This is a genomic window from Flagellimonas aequoris, from assembly GCF_003584165.1.
Classification (GTDB): Bacteria; Bacteroidota; Bacteroidia; order Flavobacteriales; family Flavobacteriaceae; genus Flagellimonas; species Flagellimonas aequoris.
Genome location: NZ_QXFJ01000014.1, coordinates 27,291 through 46,706, shown reverse-complemented (window position 1 = coordinate 46,706; position 19,416 = coordinate 27,291). Strand labels below are relative to the sequence as shown.

Here is a 19,416-nt window from a genome sequence, read left to right as displayed (position 1 = left end):
CATGCGGTTTTTGAAATCGTTTTACATACACAACAAACTCTTTTGGTACCTGGCATTTTTGGTGGCCTGCTTCGTTCTATCCTTTTGGCTACCTGTTATTTATCCCATAGCTTGGATCTTGACCTATTTGTTGGTCGCCCTTTTTGTATTAGACCTCTATCTACTCTATACTACCCCAAATGCTATAGAAGGATCAAGGAACCTACCCAAGAAATTATCCAACAGCGACCAGAATGTCTTGGAAATTCAACTGAAAAGCAGATATCCGTTCAAGGTTTCCTTATCCATTATTGATGAACTGCCCATTCAGTTCCAAAAGCGCGATTTTGAATACAGGACAACGCTTTCAAGGGGAGATGCTTTTCTGTACAACTATTCGGTCAGGCCTGTGGAACGGGGCGAATATGTGTTCGGAAACTTGAATCTATACGCTTCCTCCCCCCTCCAGATTGCAAGAAGGAGGTTTGTCTTCCAAAAAGACCAAATGGTTCCTGTGTACCCGTCCATCATTCAGATGCAGCAGTACGACTTTTTGGCCATGAGTAACAAATTGACCCAATTCGGGTTGAAGAAAATCAGACGGATCGGGCATACGCAAGAGTTTGAACAGATCAAGGAATACATCAAAGGGGATGATGTAAGGACCCTAAACTGGAAGGCTACGGCCAAGAAAAACCATTTGATGGTGAACCAATACCAAGATGAACGATCGCAGCCCATTTATTCCATTATCGACACGGGAAGGGTCATGAAAATGCCCTTTAACGGACTCAGCCTGCTGGATTACGCCATCAACTCCACCTTGGCTTTTTCCAACGTTGCGCTAAAGCGGAACGACAAAACGGGGATGGTCACGTTTTCCAAGAACATCGAAACCTTTGTTCCGGCCGTCCAGAAAATTTCGCACCTGAATGTGATCTTGGAAAAGTTGTACAACATTACCACAGAATTCAGTGATTCCGATTTTGGATTGTTGTACGCCCACATCAAGAGAAAGATCAACCAGCGGAGTTTATTGTTGCTTTACAGCAATTTTGAGCATATCTCGGCCTTAAAACGACAATTGCCCTACCTATCGGCCATTGCAAAAAAACATGTTCTGGTGGTCATTTTCTTTGAAAACACGGAGTTGGAATCATTGATTACCAATCCTGCCGAAGACCTTCAGGCCATTTACCACAAGACCATTGCAGAAAAATTCAACTTGGAGAAAAAGTTGATGCAAAGGGAACTTCAACAACATGGTATTCAGACTATCTTGACAAAGCCCGAAGACCTGACCATCAATACCATCAACAAATACTTGGAAATAAAGGCGAGGGGGATTATTTAGTCAAACTCATTGAAGAAAGACCAAGCGTATTCAAACTGGGCAACTTCCCATCCAACACTACAAATTGGGGTTCTAAAGAAAAATCATTGCGTTTTTTCTTCTTTCGTTCCAGGCTGGAATATCTACCCCGTAACCGTTTGTTGTCATCTTTTTTCGCAAAAAGATCAATGGTCACCCCAACGGTAACACCTCCTAGGATGGTAGCAGCCAAATCATCGTTGTCCCAGCCATTGTCACGTTGACCTGCATCCACTGTTTCCTTGGCCAATCCAATCAAGGTACTTCCGGCCACAGAGCCTACAAAAGTCCAAATACGATTACCATCAGATGCTTGTTTGGCGATTCCGGCTCCTGCCAGTCCAAAAAGGTTTCCACCCAAAAAATGGAGTGCTTTGTCCCGTTCCACTTGCCCATGGCAATAGGAAGCGAGCACAAAAAATACTAGTGTGGGGATAAGTGTTCTCATTGCTCCCGCTAAAAGTATTAAAAGTTTCCGAAACTTTGACCGTAAAATACTAGTAGTCTTGAATTTCCGTCTTAGCCTGATTGAATTCGGCCATTAGGTCTGCCACAATTTGGGCAGCGGGTTTAATATCGTGTATCAACCCGGAAACTTGACCGATTTCCAGCTCCCCTTCTTCCATGTCCCCTTCGAACATGCCACGCTTGGCACGAGCCCTTCCCAATAAGGTTTTTAAATCCTCTACGGAAGCTCCCTTGGCATACGCCGCCTGCACATCTTGGTAGAACTTGTTTTTGAGCAAGCGTACCGGGGCCAGCTCTTTTAAGGTGAGTTGGGTATCGCCTTCTTGGGCATCCACCACCCATTTCTTGAACAAGTCATGGGACGATGCCTCGGGACTGGCCACAAATCGACTACCTACTTGAACTGCATCGGCACCCAATACCATAGCGGCCAACATGGCCCTACCTGTTGCGATACCTCCTGCAGCAATCAAAGGAATGCTTATTTTTTCCTTTACCGAGGGAATAAGAACCATGGTGGTGGTCTCGTCCCTACCGTTGTGGCCTCCCGCCTCAAAACCTTCAGCTACGATAGCATCCACCCCAGCTTCTTGAGCTTTCAGGGCAAACTTGACACTGCTGACTACATGAACCACGGTAATCCCATTTTCTTGCAAATAGGACGTCCAGGTTTTTGGATTTCCTGCGGAGGTAAAAACGATTTTCACCCCTTGATCTTCAATGATTCGCATCAACTTATCAATGTCAGGATATAGCATGGGCACATTCACCCCAAAAGGTTTGTCCGTGGCCTTTTTACATTTTTCGATATGCTCCCGCAACACTTCTGGATACATACTCCCGGCTCCCAAAAGGCCAAGTCCGCCTGCATTGGAAACCGCTGAGGCCAAACGCCAGCCACTGGCCCAGACCATTCCGGCCTGAATGATAGGATATTGTATTCCGAAAAGTTGGGTGATTTTGTTTTGCATGAAATATTGAATAATTGTCAAACTGAACTTGTTTCAGAATGACGAACAGTTCACTTTTTGAAAGGTTACGATATTACCCCAGAACCCACCAATTCCTCACCTACATACCAAGCCACAAATTGGCCCTCGGTAATGGCGGATTGCTTTTCTTGGAAATCCACGTACAGTCCGTTCCCTACTTTGTAGAGGGTGGCTTTTTGTAATGGCTGACGGTAACGGATGCGAGCCATCACCTCCATGGTTTCATCTTCCTTCAAAGCTAGATCAGGACGTACCCAATGCAGCTCATCCTCTTTCACAAAAAGCGTATTCCTGAACAATCCGGGATGGGTCTTGCCCTGTCCTGTATAAATGATGTTCTTGTCCACATCGGTTTCAATGACGAACAAAGGCTCTTTGGTGCCCCCAACGTTCAGACCCTTACGTTGCCCGATGGTAAAATAATGGGCCCCTTGGTGCTCTCCCACTACCTTGCCATCTTCCATAGAAAAAATGGGTTTTTCGGCTTGAAAGGCCAACTTCTCCTTTTCATTGTGAAACTCAGGAACAACTAAAGCAAATTGGGATGCATCACTGGGCACTTCTACAATGACCCCTTTTTTGGGTTTCAGTTTTTGTTGCAAAAAGTCGGGCAGGTGCACCTTGCCCACAAAGCACAATCCTTGGGAGTCTTTTTTATCGGCGGTAATCAAATTATTTTCAGCGGCGATCTTTCTAACTTCAGGTTTTAGCAATTCCCCAATCGGGAACAAGGTTTTGGACAATTGCTCTTGAGACAATTGACACAGAAAATAAGATTGGTCCTTGTTAGGATCCTTTCCTGCCAACAGTTGATAGGTTTCGGTGCCATCTTCATTTTGGATGATTCCTTTTCTGCAATAGTGCCCCGTTGCAACATAGTCGGCACCCAATTGTAGGGCAATCTTTAAAAAGACATCGAACTTGATCTCGCGATTGCAGAGTACATCAGGATTGGGGGTGCGCCCTCTTTCATATTCGTTGAACATATAATCCACGATACGCTCCTTGTACTCAGCACTCAAATCCACCGTTTGGAAAGGAATCCCCAATTTCTCGGCCACGATAAGGGCATCATTGCTATCCTCCAACCACGGACATTCCTCGGAAATGGTCACGGAATCGTCATGCCAGTTCTTCATGAACAGGCCAATCACCTCATATCCCTGTTCTTTCAACAGGTATGCGGCCACACTGGAATCCACTCCTCCCGAAAGTCCTACAACAACCTTTTTCATCGCAATGTTTTAAGGGTACAAAAATACGAAATGCATGGAATAAAAAATAGTTTCTGCCTTGTCCTAAAAAGTATGTCGAAAATGCTAACTCTCATAGAATGAGAAAAAATTTTGTTAAACTTTTTTACTTAAATGTTAAACAGTATTGTATTTATTTTGTTTAAACATACTTTTAAATAGTTAAACAAAATATTTCACAAGCACATGAAAACTCTAGAAAAAATTGCAAGATTAACCTTTGTCCTATTTATGCTGAGTATGGTTTCCTGCTCCGATGACGACGAACCGAATCCGCCCAAAACACAGCTTGATATTGTGGCTACGGCGCAGGCCACGTCAGACCTGAGCACTTTGGTAAGTGCGCTTCAAAAAGCCGATGAAAGTGCCAATAACGATCTAATCACCGCCTTGAGTGGTGAAGGACCTTTTACGGTTTTTGCACCTACAAACGATGCCTTTGCCGATCTTTTGGCCCAATTGGATGGTTTTGATTCCCTTGACGATTTCAGCACCCAACAATTACAGGATCTGTTGGCCGTCATATTAACTTACCATGTTGTTCCTGGGGCAGCAGTGCTATCATCGGATCTGAGCGATGGACAGACCATAACCACGCTACAGGGTTCAACTCTGTCGGTTTCAACATCGGGAGGGGTATTCATAGGTGATGCCACAGATGTGGACGCACGGGTAACCACAGCAGATGTTGTGGCCTCTAACGGTGTGGTGCACCTTATTGACAAAGTACTGCTTCCACAGGCTATTTTGGATGAACTGTCCGATATTATTTTAGTGCCCATTACCGATTTGGCATTGGGCAACGAAAATCTACAAAGCTTGGTTGCTGCACTCCAAGCAGCGGACGGGGATTTACCTACGGTTCTCCGCGGTGATGGACCCTTCACCGTTTTGGCCCCTACAGATGAAGCCTTTGATGCCTTCTTGAATGGAGCCCAATTGAGCGATATCCCAACAGACGTTTTGACCAACGTTCTTTTGAATCACGTGATCAGTGGAACCGTGACCTCATCAGATTTGGCCAGCCTTGGGTCTGGGTATGCCAAGACCTTGGCAACGGGGGCAGGTGATAAAAATGTGAGCCTTTATTTTGATGCGACCACAGATGTAACCTTTAATGGGGTAGCCACTGTACAAGTTCCCGACGTAAAAGCGTTGAACGGAATTGTGCATGTTGTGGACGCTGTCATTGACATCCCTAACATAGTGGACCATGCGGTTGCCAACCCCAACCTCTCCTCTTTAGTAGGGGCGTTGACCAATGGTGGAAACACGGTCTTTACGGATCTTTTATCCAACGAAGACGAAGATTTCACGGTTTTTGCACCCAATAATGATGCATTCACCGCCTTTACAAATCCAAATGGAAACGATTTGAACGCCATTCTATCCAACCATGTGGTTGTAGGAGCAGCTGCATTTTCAGATGGTCTGTCCAATTCTTATGTGAACACGGCCGCGGAATTTGCCACTAATGAAAATCTAAGTCTTTACATCAATACGGATGATGGGGTGACCTTGAATGGAACAAGCAACGTTATAGTTCCCGACATCGTAGCATCCAATGGTGTCATCCATGTTGTTGATGCCGTAATCGATCTACCAACCGTGGTAACTTTTGCTGTGGCCGACCCAAATTTTTCAACTTTGGTGCAAGCTTTGACCGAATTGACCCCAAGCGTTGATTTTGTAAGTGTATTATCCGCTCAGGGTGGTTCAGGTAGCGACCCGTTTACCGTATTCGCACCAACCAATACGGCATTTGAAGCATTACCCAGTATTCCAGCAGAGGCTGACTTAATCCCAATTTTGCAGCACCATGTGGTCGCTGGCGCCAACATTCGATCAGGAGACTTGAGTGATGGCGCAACAGCCAACACTTTGGAGGGTGATGCCCTTACCTTCAGTCTTCCAGGAACCGGGGATAACATTGCCGATATTACGGACGGCGCCGGAAACACCGGAATTGGTGTTATTGCAGTGGATGTGCAGGCCATCAATGGTGTGATTCATGCAATTGATACGGTATTGATCCCCGATACCACAAACTGATCTATGGATTTACAATATAGACAGTAGACAGCTTTAAATTTGAATCTAAAGGCCCTCATTACACATTGTAGTAAGGGCCTTTTATCGTAGTGGAAATACCGTTCATCGATGACACATCAAAACAGGGATATTTTCACTACAAAAACAATGCTTTTGACAACTATTAATTTTTTTAGCAGGGAAGTTGCCGCATCTTTGGAGTCCCAAATCTTTCCAAACTAAACCAGAAATGAAAAACTCCCCCAAAGTTCTTGAGGGAGTTTTTTTATGTCCTGATCAAACTGCCGAGAAAACACTATTGGTCCATATCGTCTTCGAGCACCTCAATGATTTCATATCCATTTTCCACTTCCTTGTAAACGGCCTGATTGAGTTCGTGCATGGTGACCCCATCAAAATCGATTTCCTCAGCATCTTCGGGCAACTCCTTTACCACAGCTCCTATGGGTGGAGGGGCCACTTCGTATTCTCCATTAATCGGTTGGTAGAAAACTCCATCGGCATAATGGTACCGAGTGCCACGAACGGTAATGATGACTGCCGTGGTCGGCATGACTCTCAATCGAAATCCCCTTGGAGGGAAAGTTCTCACATAAATGCCTTTGCGGTACACATAATACATACCACCAACGGGATAATAGGAAATCTTTCTGTAAACAATGGGGCTGGTGTTGGCCGGCAACCGTCGCAATGTCCTGCGGACGACCCTACGGTTATGTCTACGCACTTTTCTGCGTACCACTCTCTTTTCATGCCTGGTCACGACCTGTGCCTCGGCATATTCAGTGGTGCCCACAAAAAAGAGGGCAAACAAAAACAATATCAGTTTTAGATTTTTCATATTGTTGAATTAATGGTTACAGGCCTAAGACTCCAATCTAAACCAAAGGTTTAATCGGGGCAGGACATTAATTCAACAACGTTACCTTCTTCCTGAATTCTTTTGTTGTTCGGCCTGCTCCATCATTTCACGCATCTTGCGCTGGAACTTGTTCTCCTTTTTCGGCTTCTTCTTGTTCTCCTGGATCCGTGCATGGATCTTCTCCTCGTCCAAAATGTAGTTCTTGATCACCAACATGATAAAAATGGTAATCAGGTTGGAGATGAAATAGTACAAACTCAACCCACTTGCATAATTGTTGAAGAAGAACAACATCATGATCGGAGATAGGTACATGATGAACTTCATATTGGGCATACCGGGCTGTTGCTGCATCTGCATGCTCTGACCCGTGGTCATCTGCATGTAGAAGAAAATGGCTATGGATGCCAATATAGGGAACAGACTTACGTGATTTCCATAAAATTTTGAAATAAATGGAATGTTGGTTGTCCATTCGATAATTGCATCATATGATGAAAGATCTTGTGCCCACAAGAACGATTTTTGTCTTAGGGCGAAAGAGGTCGGGAAAAACATGAACAAGGCATAAAAGATAGGCAGTTGCAATAGAGCCGGAACACATCCACTCATAGGACTGACACCTGCCTTGTTATAGACCTTCATGGTCTCTTGCTGCTTTTTCATGGCATTGTCCTTATACTTCTCGTTGATTTCAGCGATCTCAGGCTTCAATACCTTCATCTTGGCCTGTGAGAGATAGGACTTATAGGTTACGGGCGACATGGCCAAACGCACCAATATGGTCATGACGATGATGGCTATCCCGAAGGGTAGGAACGAACTCAAAAATCCATATAATGGTGTAAAAACATATCGGTTGATCCATCCAAAAATCCCCCATCCGAAGGGAATAGTATCGACCAAACCCAAATCCTTGTAATCATCCAATACTTTTACATCGGTAGGGCCGTAGTACCAATACATGCTTTGTGAGAGTTCCCCACCTTGCAATTTTAAAGAGGCCTTTGTGTTATACTCCTTGGTGAAATGGAGTTCCTTGCTCTCTTCTTCCACCAAATTCTTGGAGCTAAGCTGCGCGGATTCCAAATGGTCATCCGTAGCCAAAATGGAGCTGAAAAAGTGCTGACGGTACGACAGCCATTTTACATCTTCCACGGTTTCCTCATCCAAATCACTGTTCTCGGAAAGCTTACTGATTTTTCCATCTTCGTGATTGTACGTCAAGCGGGTATAACGGTTTTCGTAACGTACACTTTTGCTATGGCGGATACCTTTCAGTTCCCACTCCAAAGTAACCGGCTTGCTGCTGTTCAACACACCGTTCAATCCTTGGGAACGTACCGTAAAGTTTACGAGGTATTCGTTGGGTTTCATTTCGTACCGATACTCCAAGAACTGATTGTCTGCCACCTTGGCTTTCATGGAAAGGACGTGGTTATCCCCACTTTTCGAAAAGCTTGGTTCAAAATAAAGGTCGGCGGTATTAAGGACCCTATTGTCCGAAGTGGTAAAATTCAAGGCAAAATTGGCATTGCCATCCTTTACCAAATACACAGGAACGGAATCGTAAGTGACAAAGTTCTTCATCCTGGCCTCCACGATCTGTCCTCCTTTGTTGGAAACTTCCAAATACAACACCTCGTTTTCCAACTTGGTGGTCCCATCGGAAACGGCACTGAAGCCAAATGCTCCTACACCACTCTTATATTCGGCAACTGCCGTGGAATCATTAAGATTGATGGTTTGGGTTTCCTTGATGGTGGGTTTTTGGGCCTCTTCCTCAACTTTCTTTGCTTCTGCCTCAACTTGCTCCTGCTCTGCTTTCTGGGCCTCCAACTCTTCTGGGGTGGGCTGATTTTGGTAAAACATGAAAATGAGTATCCCAAAAATCAGTACAAATCCAATAATGGAATTGATATCCAGCTTCTTTTCTTCCATGAAAATTATTTAGTAGAAATCTTTATCGGTATTTCCGGTGGCAAATATATGTCCAAAACCGCAGTTTATGCCAAACTGGCATTCTTTTGTTTTTGTTTCTGTGCCAAAACTGCCTTTACAAAGCCTACAAACAAAGGATGTGGGTTTGCCACGGTACTCTTGTATTCCGGATGGTACTGTACCCCTATGAACCAAGGGTGCGATGGTATTTCCACCACTTCCACAAGTCCGGTTTTAGGGTTGAATCCAGAGGCGACCAGACCGGCATCTTCCATTTGTTGTTTGTACTCGTTGTTGAATTCATATCGATGCCTGTGTCGTTCGGAAATATCAGAAGCACCATACACCTCCTCTGCTAGGCTACCCGGTTTCAAATGACAGTCCCAAGCTCCCAAACGCATGGTACCTCCTTTATCCTTTACGTTTTTCTGTTCCTCCATCAAACTGATCACAGGATATGGGGTGTCCTTGTCCATTTCGGTGGAATTCGCACCTTCCAAGCCCAAAATATTTCGGGCAAATTCAATGACCGCCATTTGCATGCCCAAGCAGATACCCAAAAACGGAATATCGTTCTCACGGGCATATTGTACTGCCTTTACCTTACCTTCAATACCGCGCTCGCCAAAACCGGGAGCGACCAAAATACCGTCCAATCCCATCAATTTTTTATCGACGTTCTTCACGGACAGATGTTCGGAATGTATGGAACGTACCTCTACCTCTACCTCATTGGTGGCACCGGCATGTATAAATGCTTCTTGTATGGATTTATAGGAATCGGGCAATTCCACATATTTCCCAATCAAACCAATAGTGACCTTGTTCTTTGGATTTTTGTGTCGTTTCAAAAATTCTTTCCATTGGGTCAGATCCGGTTCTTTGGTATTGGGCAATGCCAACTTTTCCAACGTAACGGTGTCCAGGCCTTCTTCCTGCATTAAAACAGGTACATCATAAATGGTAGAGGCATCAATGGATTGGATTACGGCTTCTTTTCTCACATTACAGAAAAGAGCCAACTTGGATTTGATGTCATCAGAAATTTCGTGCTCTGTTCGGCAAACCAAAATATCGGCCTTGATCCCGCTCTCCATCAACGTTTTTACGGAGTGTTGTGTGGGTTTGGTCTTCAATTCCCCAGCAGCTGCCAAGAAAGGCACCAAGGTAAGGTGTACCACAATTCCGTTGTGCTCTCCCAATTCCCAAAGCAATTGACGCACCGCTTCAATATAAGGTAGTGACTCAATGTCACCCACCGTACCCCCAATTTCAGTGATGACAATATCGTAATCGCCGCTCTTGCCCAAAATCTGGATACGCTCCTTGATCTCATTGGTGATATGGGGTACTACCTGTACGGTTTTTCCCAAAAATTCCCCCCTTCGTTCCTTTTCAATGACACTTTGGTAAATTCTACCCGTGGTCACGTTATTGGCTTGGGAAGTGCGTACATTCAGAAAACGTTCGTAGTGACCAAGATCCAAATCGGTTTCGGCACCATCATCGGTCACATAACATTCCCCGTGTTCATACGGATTCAATGTTCCTGGATCTACGTTGATGTAGGGATCTAATTTTTGTATGGTGGTCCGGTATCCCCTGGCCTGTAGCAACTTGGCCAAGGATGCGGCGATGATTCCTTTACCCAAAGAAGAAGTAACGCCTCCCGTAACGAAAATGTACTTGGTCTGTGACATATTGATCTTTCTATTACGGGGCGTAAAGTTACAAATTGCCGCGCAGAAATCAGGAAGATTGCCGAGGAAATTCTTTTTGAAGTTTTCTGATGATGGGTTCCAGGTTGTTATCCTTAATGGTGAGCATAATGTTCAAGAACTTTCCCAGCTTGCCCTCTGGAAATCCTTTTTGTTGGAACCAGACCAAATACGGCAAGGGCAAATCTACCAAATAGCGCCCCTTGTATTTTCCATAAGGCATCTTATAATGGGCAAGCTCCAAAAGCTCTTTTGAATCGGGTTTGATTTCCATTTATAGCTCTAATGTACTATCTTTCGAATAACAAATCCGTATAATGAGACGTAGAAATTTTATAGCCACTGCGGCCATCGGGTCTGCAGGGTTGGCTTCCACTTCCGCCATGGCGTCCGGCCAGGGGCAGACCAAAGAATTCAAATTGAAGAACAATGTGAACCATAGCGTTTGCCAATGGTGTTTTGATGATATTCCGTTGGAGGATTTTTTAAAGACCCTGAACGAACTGGGGATAAAGGCCATCGACTTGATCGGTCCCAAAGATTGGCCCTTGTTGAAGAAATATGACATCCATTGCTCCATGTGTAACGGGGCGGAGATCAGTCTTACTGAAGGATGGAACAACCCCAAATACCATGAACAACTCATTAAAAATTATACGGAAATCATTCCCCAAGTGGCAGAAAACGGATACACCAACCTCATCTGCTTTAGTGGCAACCGCAATGGCATGAACGATTATGTGGGCCTTCAAAATTGTGTGGACGGACTTTCTCAGATCATTCCCTTGGCCGAAAAACATGGGGTTGTGATTCAAATGGAGCTTTTTAACCAAATAAACCATCCCGATTATATGTGCGACAAAAGTCTGTGGGGCGTGGAGCTATGCAAACATTTGGGAAGCGATAATTTCAAACTCTTGTTCGATATCTACCATATGCAGATCCAAGAAGGCGATATTATCCGAAGCATCCAAAATTATCATCCTTATTTTGGGCACTATCATACCGCAGGTGTTCCAGGTCGCCATGAAATCGATGAAACCCAGGAATTGTATTATCCTGCCATTATCAAGGCTATTATGTCCACTGGGTTTAAAGGTTATGTGGCACAAGAGTACATCACTACTTGGGAAGATCCCATTGCAGCCCTAAAAGATGGGTTCATGAGGTGTGATGTTTGACTTTCAGCCAACTGATTCAATTTGCTTCTGCTTCCATCAATAAAGGTCCATTTAATCCTATCCTTTTGATGTTGTGATATTTATCATGACACAGGATTTGATTTGAGTATAATTTTACTCGAAAAGAAAATGTGCCATGAAAATCTTTGTCTTGTTGGGCCATCCCGATTCCAGTAGTTTTAATGGTCAAATAGTTGACGCTTATAGTGCACACTCGCAGAAAAAGGGCCACGAAGTGAGGGTTCAAAAACTGGGGGAAATGCAGTTTGATCCTATACTGTGGAAAGGATACAAAGTTGTACAGGATTTGGAGCCCGACCTGAAAAAGGCTCAGGAAAATATATTGTGGTGCAATAAATGGGTAATCGTCTATCCTATTTGGTGGGGTGCTGTCCCCGCCCTTCTCAAAGGATTTTTTGATAGAACATTATATTCTGGCTTTGCCTATAAATATCATGAAAAGGACCCGCTTTGGGACAAACTTCTAAAAGGCAGGTCCGGGGAAATCATCATTACGTGCGATGCCCCAAAATACTGGATTCGATGGATGTACGGGAACAGCGATCTAAAATCCGTAAAACGGGCCACCATGCAATTTTGTGGGATATCCCCTGTAAAGGTCACAAGGATTTCAAGGATGAAATACCTGAACGAAGCACAAAGGCAAAGGTGGATTTCGAGAATCATCAACCAAATACCTTCCACAACATCCTGATCATTTCCAAATAGGATTGCTACCATAGAAATAGTACATTAGTAAATGGTTGGGGGCCATGGCCCCAATTGAGGAATTGCACAAAAACCAACTAAACAACTACATTTATGAAACGGCGACAATTTATCCAAAGTACCGCCTTGGCCTCCAGTGCCACGATGTTTATGAGCCTTGGCGCCTGTGCCACCCCTACTGAAAAGGGATTGGACAACATTGGGATCCAGCTATTTTCCCTACCCAAAATGTTAGAACAGGACCTTGCAGGCAGTTTGGCCATGCTCCACCAAATGGGATACAAGGAAATAGAAATTTATGGGCCATACCCTTTTAGCTCATATGCGGCACAGGAGCGGTGGAAACAGATAACCCCTAGTTTGGGTTTCAACGGAAGTGGATTCTTCGGAAAAACCGCCAAGGAATTCAAGGCCTTGTTAGATGAATATAGACTGAAGGCTACCTCGGGCCATATCGACATTGTGACCTTGGAAACCAATATGTCCCAAGTTGGCGAAGCAGTTCGCACCTTGGGCATGGAATGTTTGGGCATGTCCGCTATTCCGGATGAATTGAGACAAACCTTGGACGACTATAAACGCATGGCCGACCGATTCAATAAAATTGGGGAAAATGCCAAAAAGGAAGGGTTTAAATTTTTATACCACAACCATGGCTATGGGTTACACGAAATGGAGGGCCAAATTCCGCTGAACCTTCTTCTAGAGAACACGGATCCAGACCTTGTGGTTTTTGAAATGGACATTTATTGGACCACTGCCGGTGGCATGGACCCTGTTGAACTCCTAAAATCCAATCCCGGCCGATATATTGCCCTGCACTTGAAGGACATGAAGGAAATTACCCATTTTAAAGGGGATGGGGGCACTGCCGACCAATGGATCGATCTTTGGCCGTTAATGACCACTGTGGGCAATGGTGCCATGGACATTCCTGCCATCGTACATCAGGCACAACAGTCGGGCGTAAAACACTTTTTTGTGGAACAAGATCTGGTGGACAACCCCAGATTGGCCTTAAAGAAAAGTATTGATTATTTGAGAACTATGTAAAAAAGTGGCTTTATTTGCTGAAAAGCGCCTTAAAAGTAGTGGCATCATTATCCTCTTTTGGATTTTCCTCATAGAACATATCCAAAAAATTGGAAGCACTGGTCCAAGAGGTATGCAGCATTCCCCGGTACCGGGGTTGCATTTCCTTGGTGGCATTATCCCTTAACTCCACTAACATTTGCTGCTGTTCAAGGGCTACTTCGGGTTTACGCCAAGAACAGGTGGCCACATCAAAACCATTCATGGCAAAGTAGACAGCCGTGGGGTCTGGACGCTCATAGTGCCAATCACAGATCATCACATCTTTGGGGATAAGATCTATGGCCCTGTAGGTAGTGTTCATGCTGGCCTCCCACATACCCAAACCCGTGGTCTTACCATCAATCAATCGGTCACCCCAAATCCAAAGGCGTTTTCCTGTTTGCGCCAAGTGGTTCCTGATCTTGGTCACCTCTCCTGCAAACAGCTCTGCTTTGTCCTTTCCGTTGCACCGTGGACATTCTGGCATACCGATATAGAAGACCTCATCCATCCCAGCATGGAAGGCATCCGTCTTAAACGCTGCCGTAATCTCATCCACCAAATCAAAAACCACCTTGTGTACTTCAGGGTGCAGTGGACAATAGCTTTTGCAATACAGACCGTCATCATTGGGCCATTCATATTTCTCGGGAATTGTAACGTTCGGGGTTTCATCAAATTCAGGGTACACCTCCAATAATTTTCCAACACTGCTGGCCCAGGATTGGTGTCCCAACAGATTGATTTGGGGAATGACCTTAATATTATTGTTCTGACAAGCATTCAGAATGGCATCCACATCTTGCTGGGAAAGGGGATTTTCGGAAACAAGTTCTGGATGCGATGTATACTTAAAGTTGTACTCTACCCGCAACACCAAGGTGTTCACTTTTCTGGGACCCAATTCCTCATTGATGAATTTCACAAAACGGGCCACATTCTCTTTTTGGGGAGCGGCAATGGACAAACCTCTCAAAGGTAGACTATCGTTTTGCGCATGTAGGATGGAAGCCATACATAGCAACCATACAAGATATATCTTCTTCATGTGTGTAGTTTAGATCGGTTATGTTTTTTGAACAACAGGATTGCAAGATCTAAATAAAAAGACTCCGGTTCAAACAGATAGTTTGCAAATCTATGCCCTGAATGTAATCAAAATTCAAAAATATGGTTTATGGAGATGGGATTGCCCGATGCATTACTCTCTTTCTTCTTGTAATGATTCAGTAATTTTTTGGTTCCATTCCAATTGCTTTTCCAAGTTTCTGGAAAAATTGGTCTCCCAATCATACTGATCTTGAAAATCCTTTAATTCCTGAAGAATGTCCTGATAGATTCTACGGACTTCAGCCTTTACATCATCAGAAAATGAAGTACGACGTAACCGATTACGCATTTTTCGGGCGAACAGTTCTGCAATGTCGAAATGGAGTTGCTCGTGCGCCAAGGTATTGTCCGTACACTGTTCTGGCTTGTGCCAAGACTCGTTGGGATAGAAATAGGCATTTACCTCAAAATCCAACTTTACCTCATGGTGCAATAAATTGGCAGAATACGTATAGCTGATGCCGCTGGCAGTAGTCGCCGCAGGGACGGCCGCTGGGGGCACTTTGCCCTTAAAATCCGACCAACTGAGCCGCTTGCCTTCATTCCAAAGGATTCCTTCCTCAATTTCTTGTGCAAATCCCAAAAAGCTGAGGAACAAAAAACATCCTATGGAAATTATTTTACCCAATGGAAATCGATTACTCTTTCTATATCTGGATGCAAGCTGTAGTGTACAGGACAGGTTTGGGCGGTGTGCACCAATATTTTCCGGTTTTTTTCAGAAACATCGGCAGGCATCTCCAATTTGACCTCTATTTTAGAAATCCGTCTTGGATTGGCCGCCATGTGTTTGGTCACTTCTGCAGTGGAACCGGTAAGGTCTACCCCAAGGTCACGGGCCTTGATCCCCATCATGGTCATCATACAATTGGCCAGGCCAGTGGCCACCGTATCCGTTGGGGAAAATGCCTCTCCCTTGCCGTTGTTGTCAATGGGGGCATCCGTAATATATTTATTTCCAGACCTCACGTGTACACATGTGGTCCTCAGGTTTCCGTTATAGGTTACTTTTGAGGTCATCCAGTTTTACTTCTTTGATTTGCAAATCCTCATACTCCATGATGTAACAAGCCTTGTTAAAATATCCAGAGGTCCAGTCATTGAAATAATCAAAACTATTGCCCGTGTATTCGGTAAGTCCTATAATCTTGGAAGTTTCAAAAAGGTTGTTCTTGTGTGCCAATTTTAACAACACATCGAACGTAACGTCAAAACCACGGATTGCATAACGATCGGGGCGATTGCCATTGAATCTTTTTTCATAAGCTTTAGTGAAGGTATCTTCCCCTACCTCCCTATAAAAAGATGGGTAAGTAAACTTTAAGTTGGATAGATGCGTCTTGGAAACTGCCTCATCCTCAAAAGCACCATTATAACTTGTGGTGAACATACGTACTTTTATGTCGCCTGTATTGGCAGAGTTAAGAATAGAGGTAACACTGGACACCATATTGGGTTGGTCCGTTTCCAAAAACACCCAGTTTTCCCTGTCTTCGGATAGTTTAATCAGGAACTCATCCAAGTGCAAAGATCTGTTGTCGATTATTTTTGCTATTTGTGCCGCTGGAAACTTACCTAAAATAGAATCATGCGCCACCTGATGCGTAGAATCTGCAATGATGATCACATTTTCATTCTTATAGATCTTCTTCATATAAGAAAGCATCTTATCGCGCAAAACTGCATCCCTTGGTACCGAAAAGAACACATTACCATGGCTCAATTGGCTATCGGAAGTAATCGGTGCGATTACCGGAATGTTCTTGGTAGCCGCATGGACCGCCACTTCATCCAAAGCTCCCGAGACAACCGGACCAATGATGGCACTTACCCCAGCCAGATTGTCCCTAAACAGAATCTCTTTAACCTTGGCTTGGCTCAATTCGGTATCGTAGGTCTTCACATCGACCGAAACACCCAACTTTTTGATGGAATCCAAGGCCATCAGGGCACCTGTATAAAAACCAAGACTTAGATTCAGATCTCTACGGGTCCTTATAAGGCCTTCCGCTTTTTCCCGATCGTTCAGGTTTACTTTGTCCAGTCTGAAAGGAAGCATGAATACCAGCTTGGGCCTGTTGGCCACATCAATACTGTCCACAAGGTTTACCTTGTCCAGTACCAAAGCGTTTTTCACCTCCAGCCCAGCAGCCTTTTCTTTGGGAAGTTTAAGCACCATTCCAGCTTTCAGACCATTTTCCAGATCAGGGTTCAGACGAAACAGTTCTTCTCTCGAAATTTTCAGGTTTTGGGTAATCCTAAATATATTCTGTTTGGGTTTTACTTCGTAAAAGATGAAGTTTTCGGTGTTGACCACCCCTGCATCGCTTCGTTTTTTGGGCAGACGAATGACCATTCCTTCCTTGAGCCCCCCCTCTTTCATAATCTCAGGGTTCAGCTTCACAATGGAATCTGAAGGAATGCCATATTCCCTACCCAAACTATATAATGTCATTTTTGAAGGAACGGTATAAGAAGTGAACAGTTCCACTTTCTGTTCCTTAAGGCTATCCCCCTTGGGTCTTGGCAATTTCAGTTCTTGACCGGCCGCCAAATAATCCGTGTTCTTCACCAACTCCGGATTCAAAAGTAGAAGGCTATCCACTGTGATCCCGTATTTGTGGGCAATACTCCATCGGGTTTCCTTGGGTTGCACCACATAGGTTTCAAAATCCAGTTCCTTATCCTCGTTCGGATCCACTTCAGGAAACTTGGGAATTTGAAGTACCATACCTTTTTTAAGGGATTCGGAGTACAATTCGCGGTTATAGCGCTTCAACTGTTCCTCGGTGATTTTGTACTTCTGGGTCAGCCCAAAAAGAGTTTCTTTTTTGCGAACCCTGTGCCGGGTAAAGCCGATAGGTTTTATTTCTTCCTGCTCAACTTTCTCTTCCTTTTTCTCAATGGTGGCATTACCATTGATTGGAATGACCAAGATGGTGTTCACCTTTACATCGGCGGCACTCTTGATCTCTTTGTTGGCCTGAAGGATGGAGTATGGGGTAACCCTATATTTCTGCGAGATGCTCTGTAGCGTCTCCCCTTCCTTTACGGCATGTGTGGTATAGTTTTGCGCGGAAACTGGAATTGCGGCCAAAAAAAGAACCGCCAAAACCAGTCTTAAAATTATTTTTTTCATTCCCATTCTATAGTTGCAGGTGGTTTTGAGCTAATGTCGTACACTACTCTATTAACGCCCTTAACCTTGTTTATTATATCATTCGAGGTCTTTTGCAGGAACTCGTAGGGTAAATTTACCCAATCGGCCGTCATACCATCGGTACTTTCCACGGCTCGGAGCGCCACACATTTCTCATAGGTACGCTCATCTCCCATCACCCCTACACTATCTACGGGTAAAAGCATGGCTCCGGCCTGCCAAACCTTGTCGTAAAGTCCCCATTTTTTTAAACCTTCAATAAAAATGGCATCCACTTCTTGCAAAATGGCCACTTTCTCGGCAGTAATATCGCCCAAGATACGGATTCCCAAACCAGGCCCTGGAAATGGGTGTCGGCCCAAAATTTCTGGGGACATCCCCATGCTGGCTCCCACTCTTCTCACCTCATCCTTGAACAACATTTTTAAGGGTTCCACCACCTTTAATTTCATATAATCCGGTAACCCACCAACATTATGGTGGCTTTTGATCACTGCGGAAGGACCACCACTTGCCGAGACGGATTCAATCCTATCAGGATAAATGGTTCCTTGGGCCAACCATTTTGCATTTTCCACTTTGTGGGACTCATCATCAAAAACTTCAATAAAGACCCTCCCAATGATTTTTCTTTTCCCTTCTGGGTCGGATTCCCCCTTTAAAGCATCCAAAAAACGTGCCGAAGCATCCACTCCCTTCACATTAAGGCCCATGTGCTTGTATTGGTCCAGAACACTTTCAAACTCATTCTTGCGTAAAAGACCGTTGTTCACAAAAATACAATGGAGATGATCCCCAATGGCCTTGTGCAATAACATGGCTGCCACACTGGAATCCACTCCACCGGACAATCCTAGGATTACTTTATCGTCCCCGATTTCCTTTTTCAATTCCTCTACAGTGGTTTCCACAAAAGCATCGGGTGTCCAGTCCTGTTTTAATCCGGCAATGTTCACTAAAAAGTTTTCAAGCAACTTCTTACCGTCAGTAGTATGGTACACCTCGGGGTGAAACTGTATGCCATAAGTAGTTTCGCCATCGATCTTGAAAGCTGCATTTTCCACATCATGTGTACTGGCCAAGCGAACACCGCCCTTGGGAAGTTCCTTAATGGTATCGCTATGGCTCATCCAAACTTGACTTCCTTGGTGCAATCCTTTTAAAAATTCTTCATCATTTTTCACGAAGGATAAATTGGCCCTACCATACTCGCGGGTAGCGGATGGTGCCACATTACCCCCGTTGAAATGGGACAGATATTGCGCTCCATAGCAAATACCCAGCAAGGGTTTTTTTCCCTTGATTTCCGAAAGATCGGGGTGCGGTGCCTGCTCCGACCGTACCGATGAAGGTGACCCAGAAAGAATCACAGCCTTGTAATCGGACAGGTCTTCGGGCAGTTTGTTAAAGGGTTTTATCTCGGAATAAATGTTGAGTTCCCTCACGCGTCTGGCGATTAATTGGGTGTACTGGGAACCAAAGTCTAGAATAAGTACGTTGTTATGCATGGGCAAAAATAGCAATT

The 19,416-nt window shown here is 44.4% G+C and carries 17 protein-coding genes; 5 read left to right on the top strand and 12 right to left on the bottom strand.

The features are described from left to right. Position 1: 1 nt before the first annotated feature. Complete coding sequence (locus D2U88_RS05480; RefSeq protein WP_119639302.1) at positions 2–1,333, top strand: DUF58 domain-containing protein; 1,332 nt, start codon at positions 2–4, stop codon at positions 1,331–1,333. Here D2U88_RS05480 and D2U88_RS05475 read toward each other — a convergent pair. From D2U88_RS05475 to mnmA, 3 genes are all read right to left on the bottom strand, one after another. Next, complete coding sequence (locus D2U88_RS05475) at positions 1,326–1,799, bottom strand: YfiM family lipoprotein (RefSeq protein WP_182859108.1); 474 nt, start codon at positions 1,797–1,799, stop codon at positions 1,326–1,328. The genes D2U88_RS05480 and D2U88_RS05475 overlap by 8 nt on opposite strands. Positions 1,800–1,848: 49 nt before the next feature. After that, the gene (locus tag D2U88_RS05470; RefSeq protein WP_119639301.1) at positions 1,849–2,790 is read right to left on the bottom strand and encodes an NAD(P)H-dependent flavin oxidoreductase; all 942 of its coding nucleotides are present in this window, start codon (positions 2,788–2,790) and stop codon (positions 1,849–1,851) included. A 65-nt stretch (positions 2,791–2,855) separates the two neighbouring features. After that, positions 2,856–4,046: a tRNA 2-thiouridine(34) synthase MnmA gene (mnmA, locus tag D2U88_RS05465; RefSeq protein WP_119639300.1), complete on the bottom strand. Its 1,191-nt coding sequence runs from the start codon at positions 4,044–4,046 to the stop codon at positions 2,856–2,858. 204 nt (positions 4,047–4,250) lie between these two features. Here mnmA and D2U88_RS05460 point away from each other — a divergent pair, with 204 nt between their 5' ends. Further along, on the top strand, positions 4,251–6,116 hold the full coding sequence (locus D2U88_RS05460; protein ID WP_119639299.1) for a fasciclin domain-containing protein: 1,866 nt from the start codon (positions 4,251–4,253) through the stop codon (positions 6,114–6,116). A 295-nt stretch (positions 6,117–6,411) separates the two neighbouring features. Here the strand turns inward: D2U88_RS05460 and D2U88_RS05455 are convergent, their stop codons facing one another. The 4 genes from D2U88_RS05455 to D2U88_RS05440 all read right to left on the bottom strand — a co-directional run bounded on the left by D2U88_RS05455 (position 6,412) and on the right by D2U88_RS05440 (position 10,911). Further along, a complete protein-coding gene (locus D2U88_RS05455) occupies positions 6,412–6,957 on the bottom strand; it encodes a DUF6515 family protein (RefSeq protein ID WP_119639298.1) in 546 nt (181 codons plus the stop codon). Between the two features lie 81 nt (positions 6,958–7,038). After that, positions 7,039–8,919 carry a membrane protein insertase YidC gene (gene yidC / locus D2U88_RS05450; protein ID WP_119639297.1) on the bottom strand — a complete coding sequence of 627 codons (1,881 nt, stop codon included), beginning with the start codon at positions 8,917–8,919 and terminating at the stop codon, positions 7,039–7,041. Between the two features lie 65 nt (positions 8,920–8,984). Next, the gene (locus tag D2U88_RS05445) at positions 8,985–10,619 is read right to left on the bottom strand and encodes a CTP synthase (protein WP_119639296.1); all 1,635 of its coding nucleotides are present in this window, start codon (positions 10,617–10,619) and stop codon (positions 8,985–8,987) included. A gap of 49 nt (positions 10,620–10,668) precedes the next feature. Next, complete coding sequence (locus tag D2U88_RS05440) at positions 10,669–10,911, bottom strand: DUF3820 family protein (RefSeq protein WP_119639295.1); 243 nt, start codon at positions 10,909–10,911, stop codon at positions 10,669–10,671. A gap of 43 nt (positions 10,912–10,954) precedes the next feature. On the opposite strand from D2U88_RS05440, the gene D2U88_RS05435 reads away from it, so the two are divergent. From D2U88_RS05435 to D2U88_RS05425, 3 genes are all read left to right on the top strand, one after another. Beyond that, the gene (locus D2U88_RS05435; protein WP_119639294.1) at positions 10,955–11,818 is read left to right on the top strand and encodes a hydroxypyruvate isomerase family protein; all 864 of its coding nucleotides are present in this window, start codon (positions 10,955–10,957) and stop codon (positions 11,816–11,818) included. 136 nt (positions 11,819–11,954) lie between these two features. After that, complete coding sequence (locus tag D2U88_RS05430) at positions 11,955–12,533, top strand: NAD(P)H-dependent oxidoreductase (RefSeq protein ID WP_119639293.1); 579 nt, start codon at positions 11,955–11,957, stop codon at positions 12,531–12,533. A gap of 107 nt (positions 12,534–12,640) precedes the next feature. Beyond that, positions 12,641–13,600 carry a sugar phosphate isomerase/epimerase family protein gene (locus tag D2U88_RS05425; RefSeq protein ID WP_119639292.1) on the top strand — a complete coding sequence of 320 codons (960 nt, stop codon included), beginning with the start codon at positions 12,641–12,643 and terminating at the stop codon, positions 13,598–13,600. 10 nt (positions 13,601–13,610) lie between these two features. Here the strand turns inward: D2U88_RS05425 and D2U88_RS05420 are convergent, their stop codons facing one another. The 5 genes from D2U88_RS05420 to guaA all read right to left on the bottom strand — a co-directional run bounded on the left by D2U88_RS05420 (position 13,611) and on the right by guaA (position 19,399). Then, a complete protein-coding gene (locus D2U88_RS05420; protein ID WP_119639291.1) occupies positions 13,611–14,669 on the bottom strand; it encodes a family 20 glycosylhydrolase in 1,059 nt (352 codons plus the stop codon). A gap of 153 nt (positions 14,670–14,822) precedes the next feature. Further along, positions 14,823–15,359 carry a DUF922 domain-containing protein gene (locus D2U88_RS05415; RefSeq protein WP_119639290.1) on the bottom strand — a complete coding sequence of 179 codons (537 nt, stop codon included), beginning with the start codon at positions 15,357–15,359 and terminating at the stop codon, positions 14,823–14,825. Next, entirely contained in the window at positions 15,347–15,751 is a 405-nt protein-coding gene (locus D2U88_RS05410) for an OsmC family protein (RefSeq protein ID WP_119639289.1), read from the bottom strand. Before D2U88_RS05410 ends, D2U88_RS05415 begins: the two co-directional genes overlap by 13 nt. Beyond that, positions 15,729–17,870, bottom strand: a complete 2,142-nt coding sequence (locus tag D2U88_RS05405) for a LysM peptidoglycan-binding domain-containing protein (protein ID WP_119639319.1) — start codon at positions 17,868–17,870, stop codon at positions 15,729–15,731. The genes D2U88_RS05410 and D2U88_RS05405 overlap by 23 nt, the downstream gene beginning before the upstream one ends. Beyond that, positions 17,867–19,399 (bottom strand): glutamine-hydrolyzing GMP synthase, encoded by a 1,533-nt coding sequence (guaA, locus tag D2U88_RS05400; RefSeq protein ID WP_119639288.1) that lies wholly within the window; start codon positions 19,397–19,399, stop codon positions 17,867–17,869. The genes D2U88_RS05405 and guaA overlap by 4 nt, the downstream gene beginning before the upstream one ends. Positions 19,400–19,416: the final 17 nt, after the last annotated feature.

What these genes read in the sequence shown, in the direction of transcription:
- D2U88_RS05480 (WP_119639302.1), top strand. Translation starts at nt 2, where the DNA reads ATGCGGTTTTTGAAATCGTTTTACATACACAACAAACTCTTTTGGTAC.
- D2U88_RS05475 (WP_182859108.1), bottom strand. Translation starts at nt 1,799, where the DNA reads ATGAGAACACTTATCCCCACACTAGTATTTTTTGTGCTCGCTTCCTAT.
- D2U88_RS05470 (WP_119639301.1), bottom strand. Translation starts at nt 2,790, where the DNA reads ATGCAAAACAAAATCACCCAACTTTTCGGAATACAATATCCTATCATT.
- mnmA (WP_119639300.1), bottom strand. Translation starts at nt 4,046, where the DNA reads ATGAAAAAGGTTGTTGTAGGACTTTCGGGAGGAGTGGATTCCAGTGTG.
- D2U88_RS05460 (WP_119639299.1), top strand. Translation starts at nt 4,251, where the DNA reads ATGAAAACTCTAGAAAAAATTGCAAGATTAACCTTTGTCCTATTTATG.
- D2U88_RS05455 (WP_119639298.1), bottom strand. Translation starts at nt 6,957, where the DNA reads ATGAAAAATCTAAAACTGATATTGTTTTTGTTTGCCCTCTTTTTTGTG.
- yidC (WP_119639297.1), bottom strand. Translation starts at nt 8,919, where the DNA reads ATGGAAGAAAAGAAGCTGGATATCAATTCCATTATTGGATTTGTACTG.
- D2U88_RS05445 (WP_119639296.1), bottom strand. Translation starts at nt 10,619, where the DNA reads ATGTCACAGACCAAGTACATTTTCGTTACGGGAGGCGTTACTTCTTCT.
- D2U88_RS05440 (WP_119639295.1), bottom strand. Translation starts at nt 10,911, where the DNA reads ATGGAAATCAAACCCGATTCAAAAGAGCTTTTGGAGCTTGCCCATTAT.
- D2U88_RS05435 (WP_119639294.1), top strand. Translation starts at nt 10,955, where the DNA reads ATGAGACGTAGAAATTTTATAGCCACTGCGGCCATCGGGTCTGCAGGG.
- D2U88_RS05430 (WP_119639293.1), top strand. Translation starts at nt 11,955, where the DNA reads ATGAAAATCTTTGTCTTGTTGGGCCATCCCGATTCCAGTAGTTTTAAT.
- D2U88_RS05425 (WP_119639292.1), top strand. Translation starts at nt 12,641, where the DNA reads ATGAAACGGCGACAATTTATCCAAAGTACCGCCTTGGCCTCCAGTGCC.
- D2U88_RS05420 (WP_119639291.1), bottom strand. Translation starts at nt 14,669, where the DNA reads ATGAAGAAGATATATCTTGTATGGTTGCTATGTATGGCTTCCATCCTA.
- D2U88_RS05410 (WP_119639289.1), bottom strand. Translation starts at nt 15,751, where the DNA reads ATGACCTCAAAAGTAACCTATAACGGAAACCTGAGGACCACATGTGTA.
- D2U88_RS05405 (WP_119639319.1), bottom strand. Translation starts at nt 17,870, where the DNA reads ATGAAAAAAATAATTTTAAGACTGGTTTTGGCGGTTCTTTTTTTGGCC.
- guaA (WP_119639288.1), bottom strand. Translation starts at nt 19,399, where the DNA reads ATGCATAACAACGTACTTATTCTAGACTTTGGTTCCCAGTACACCCAA.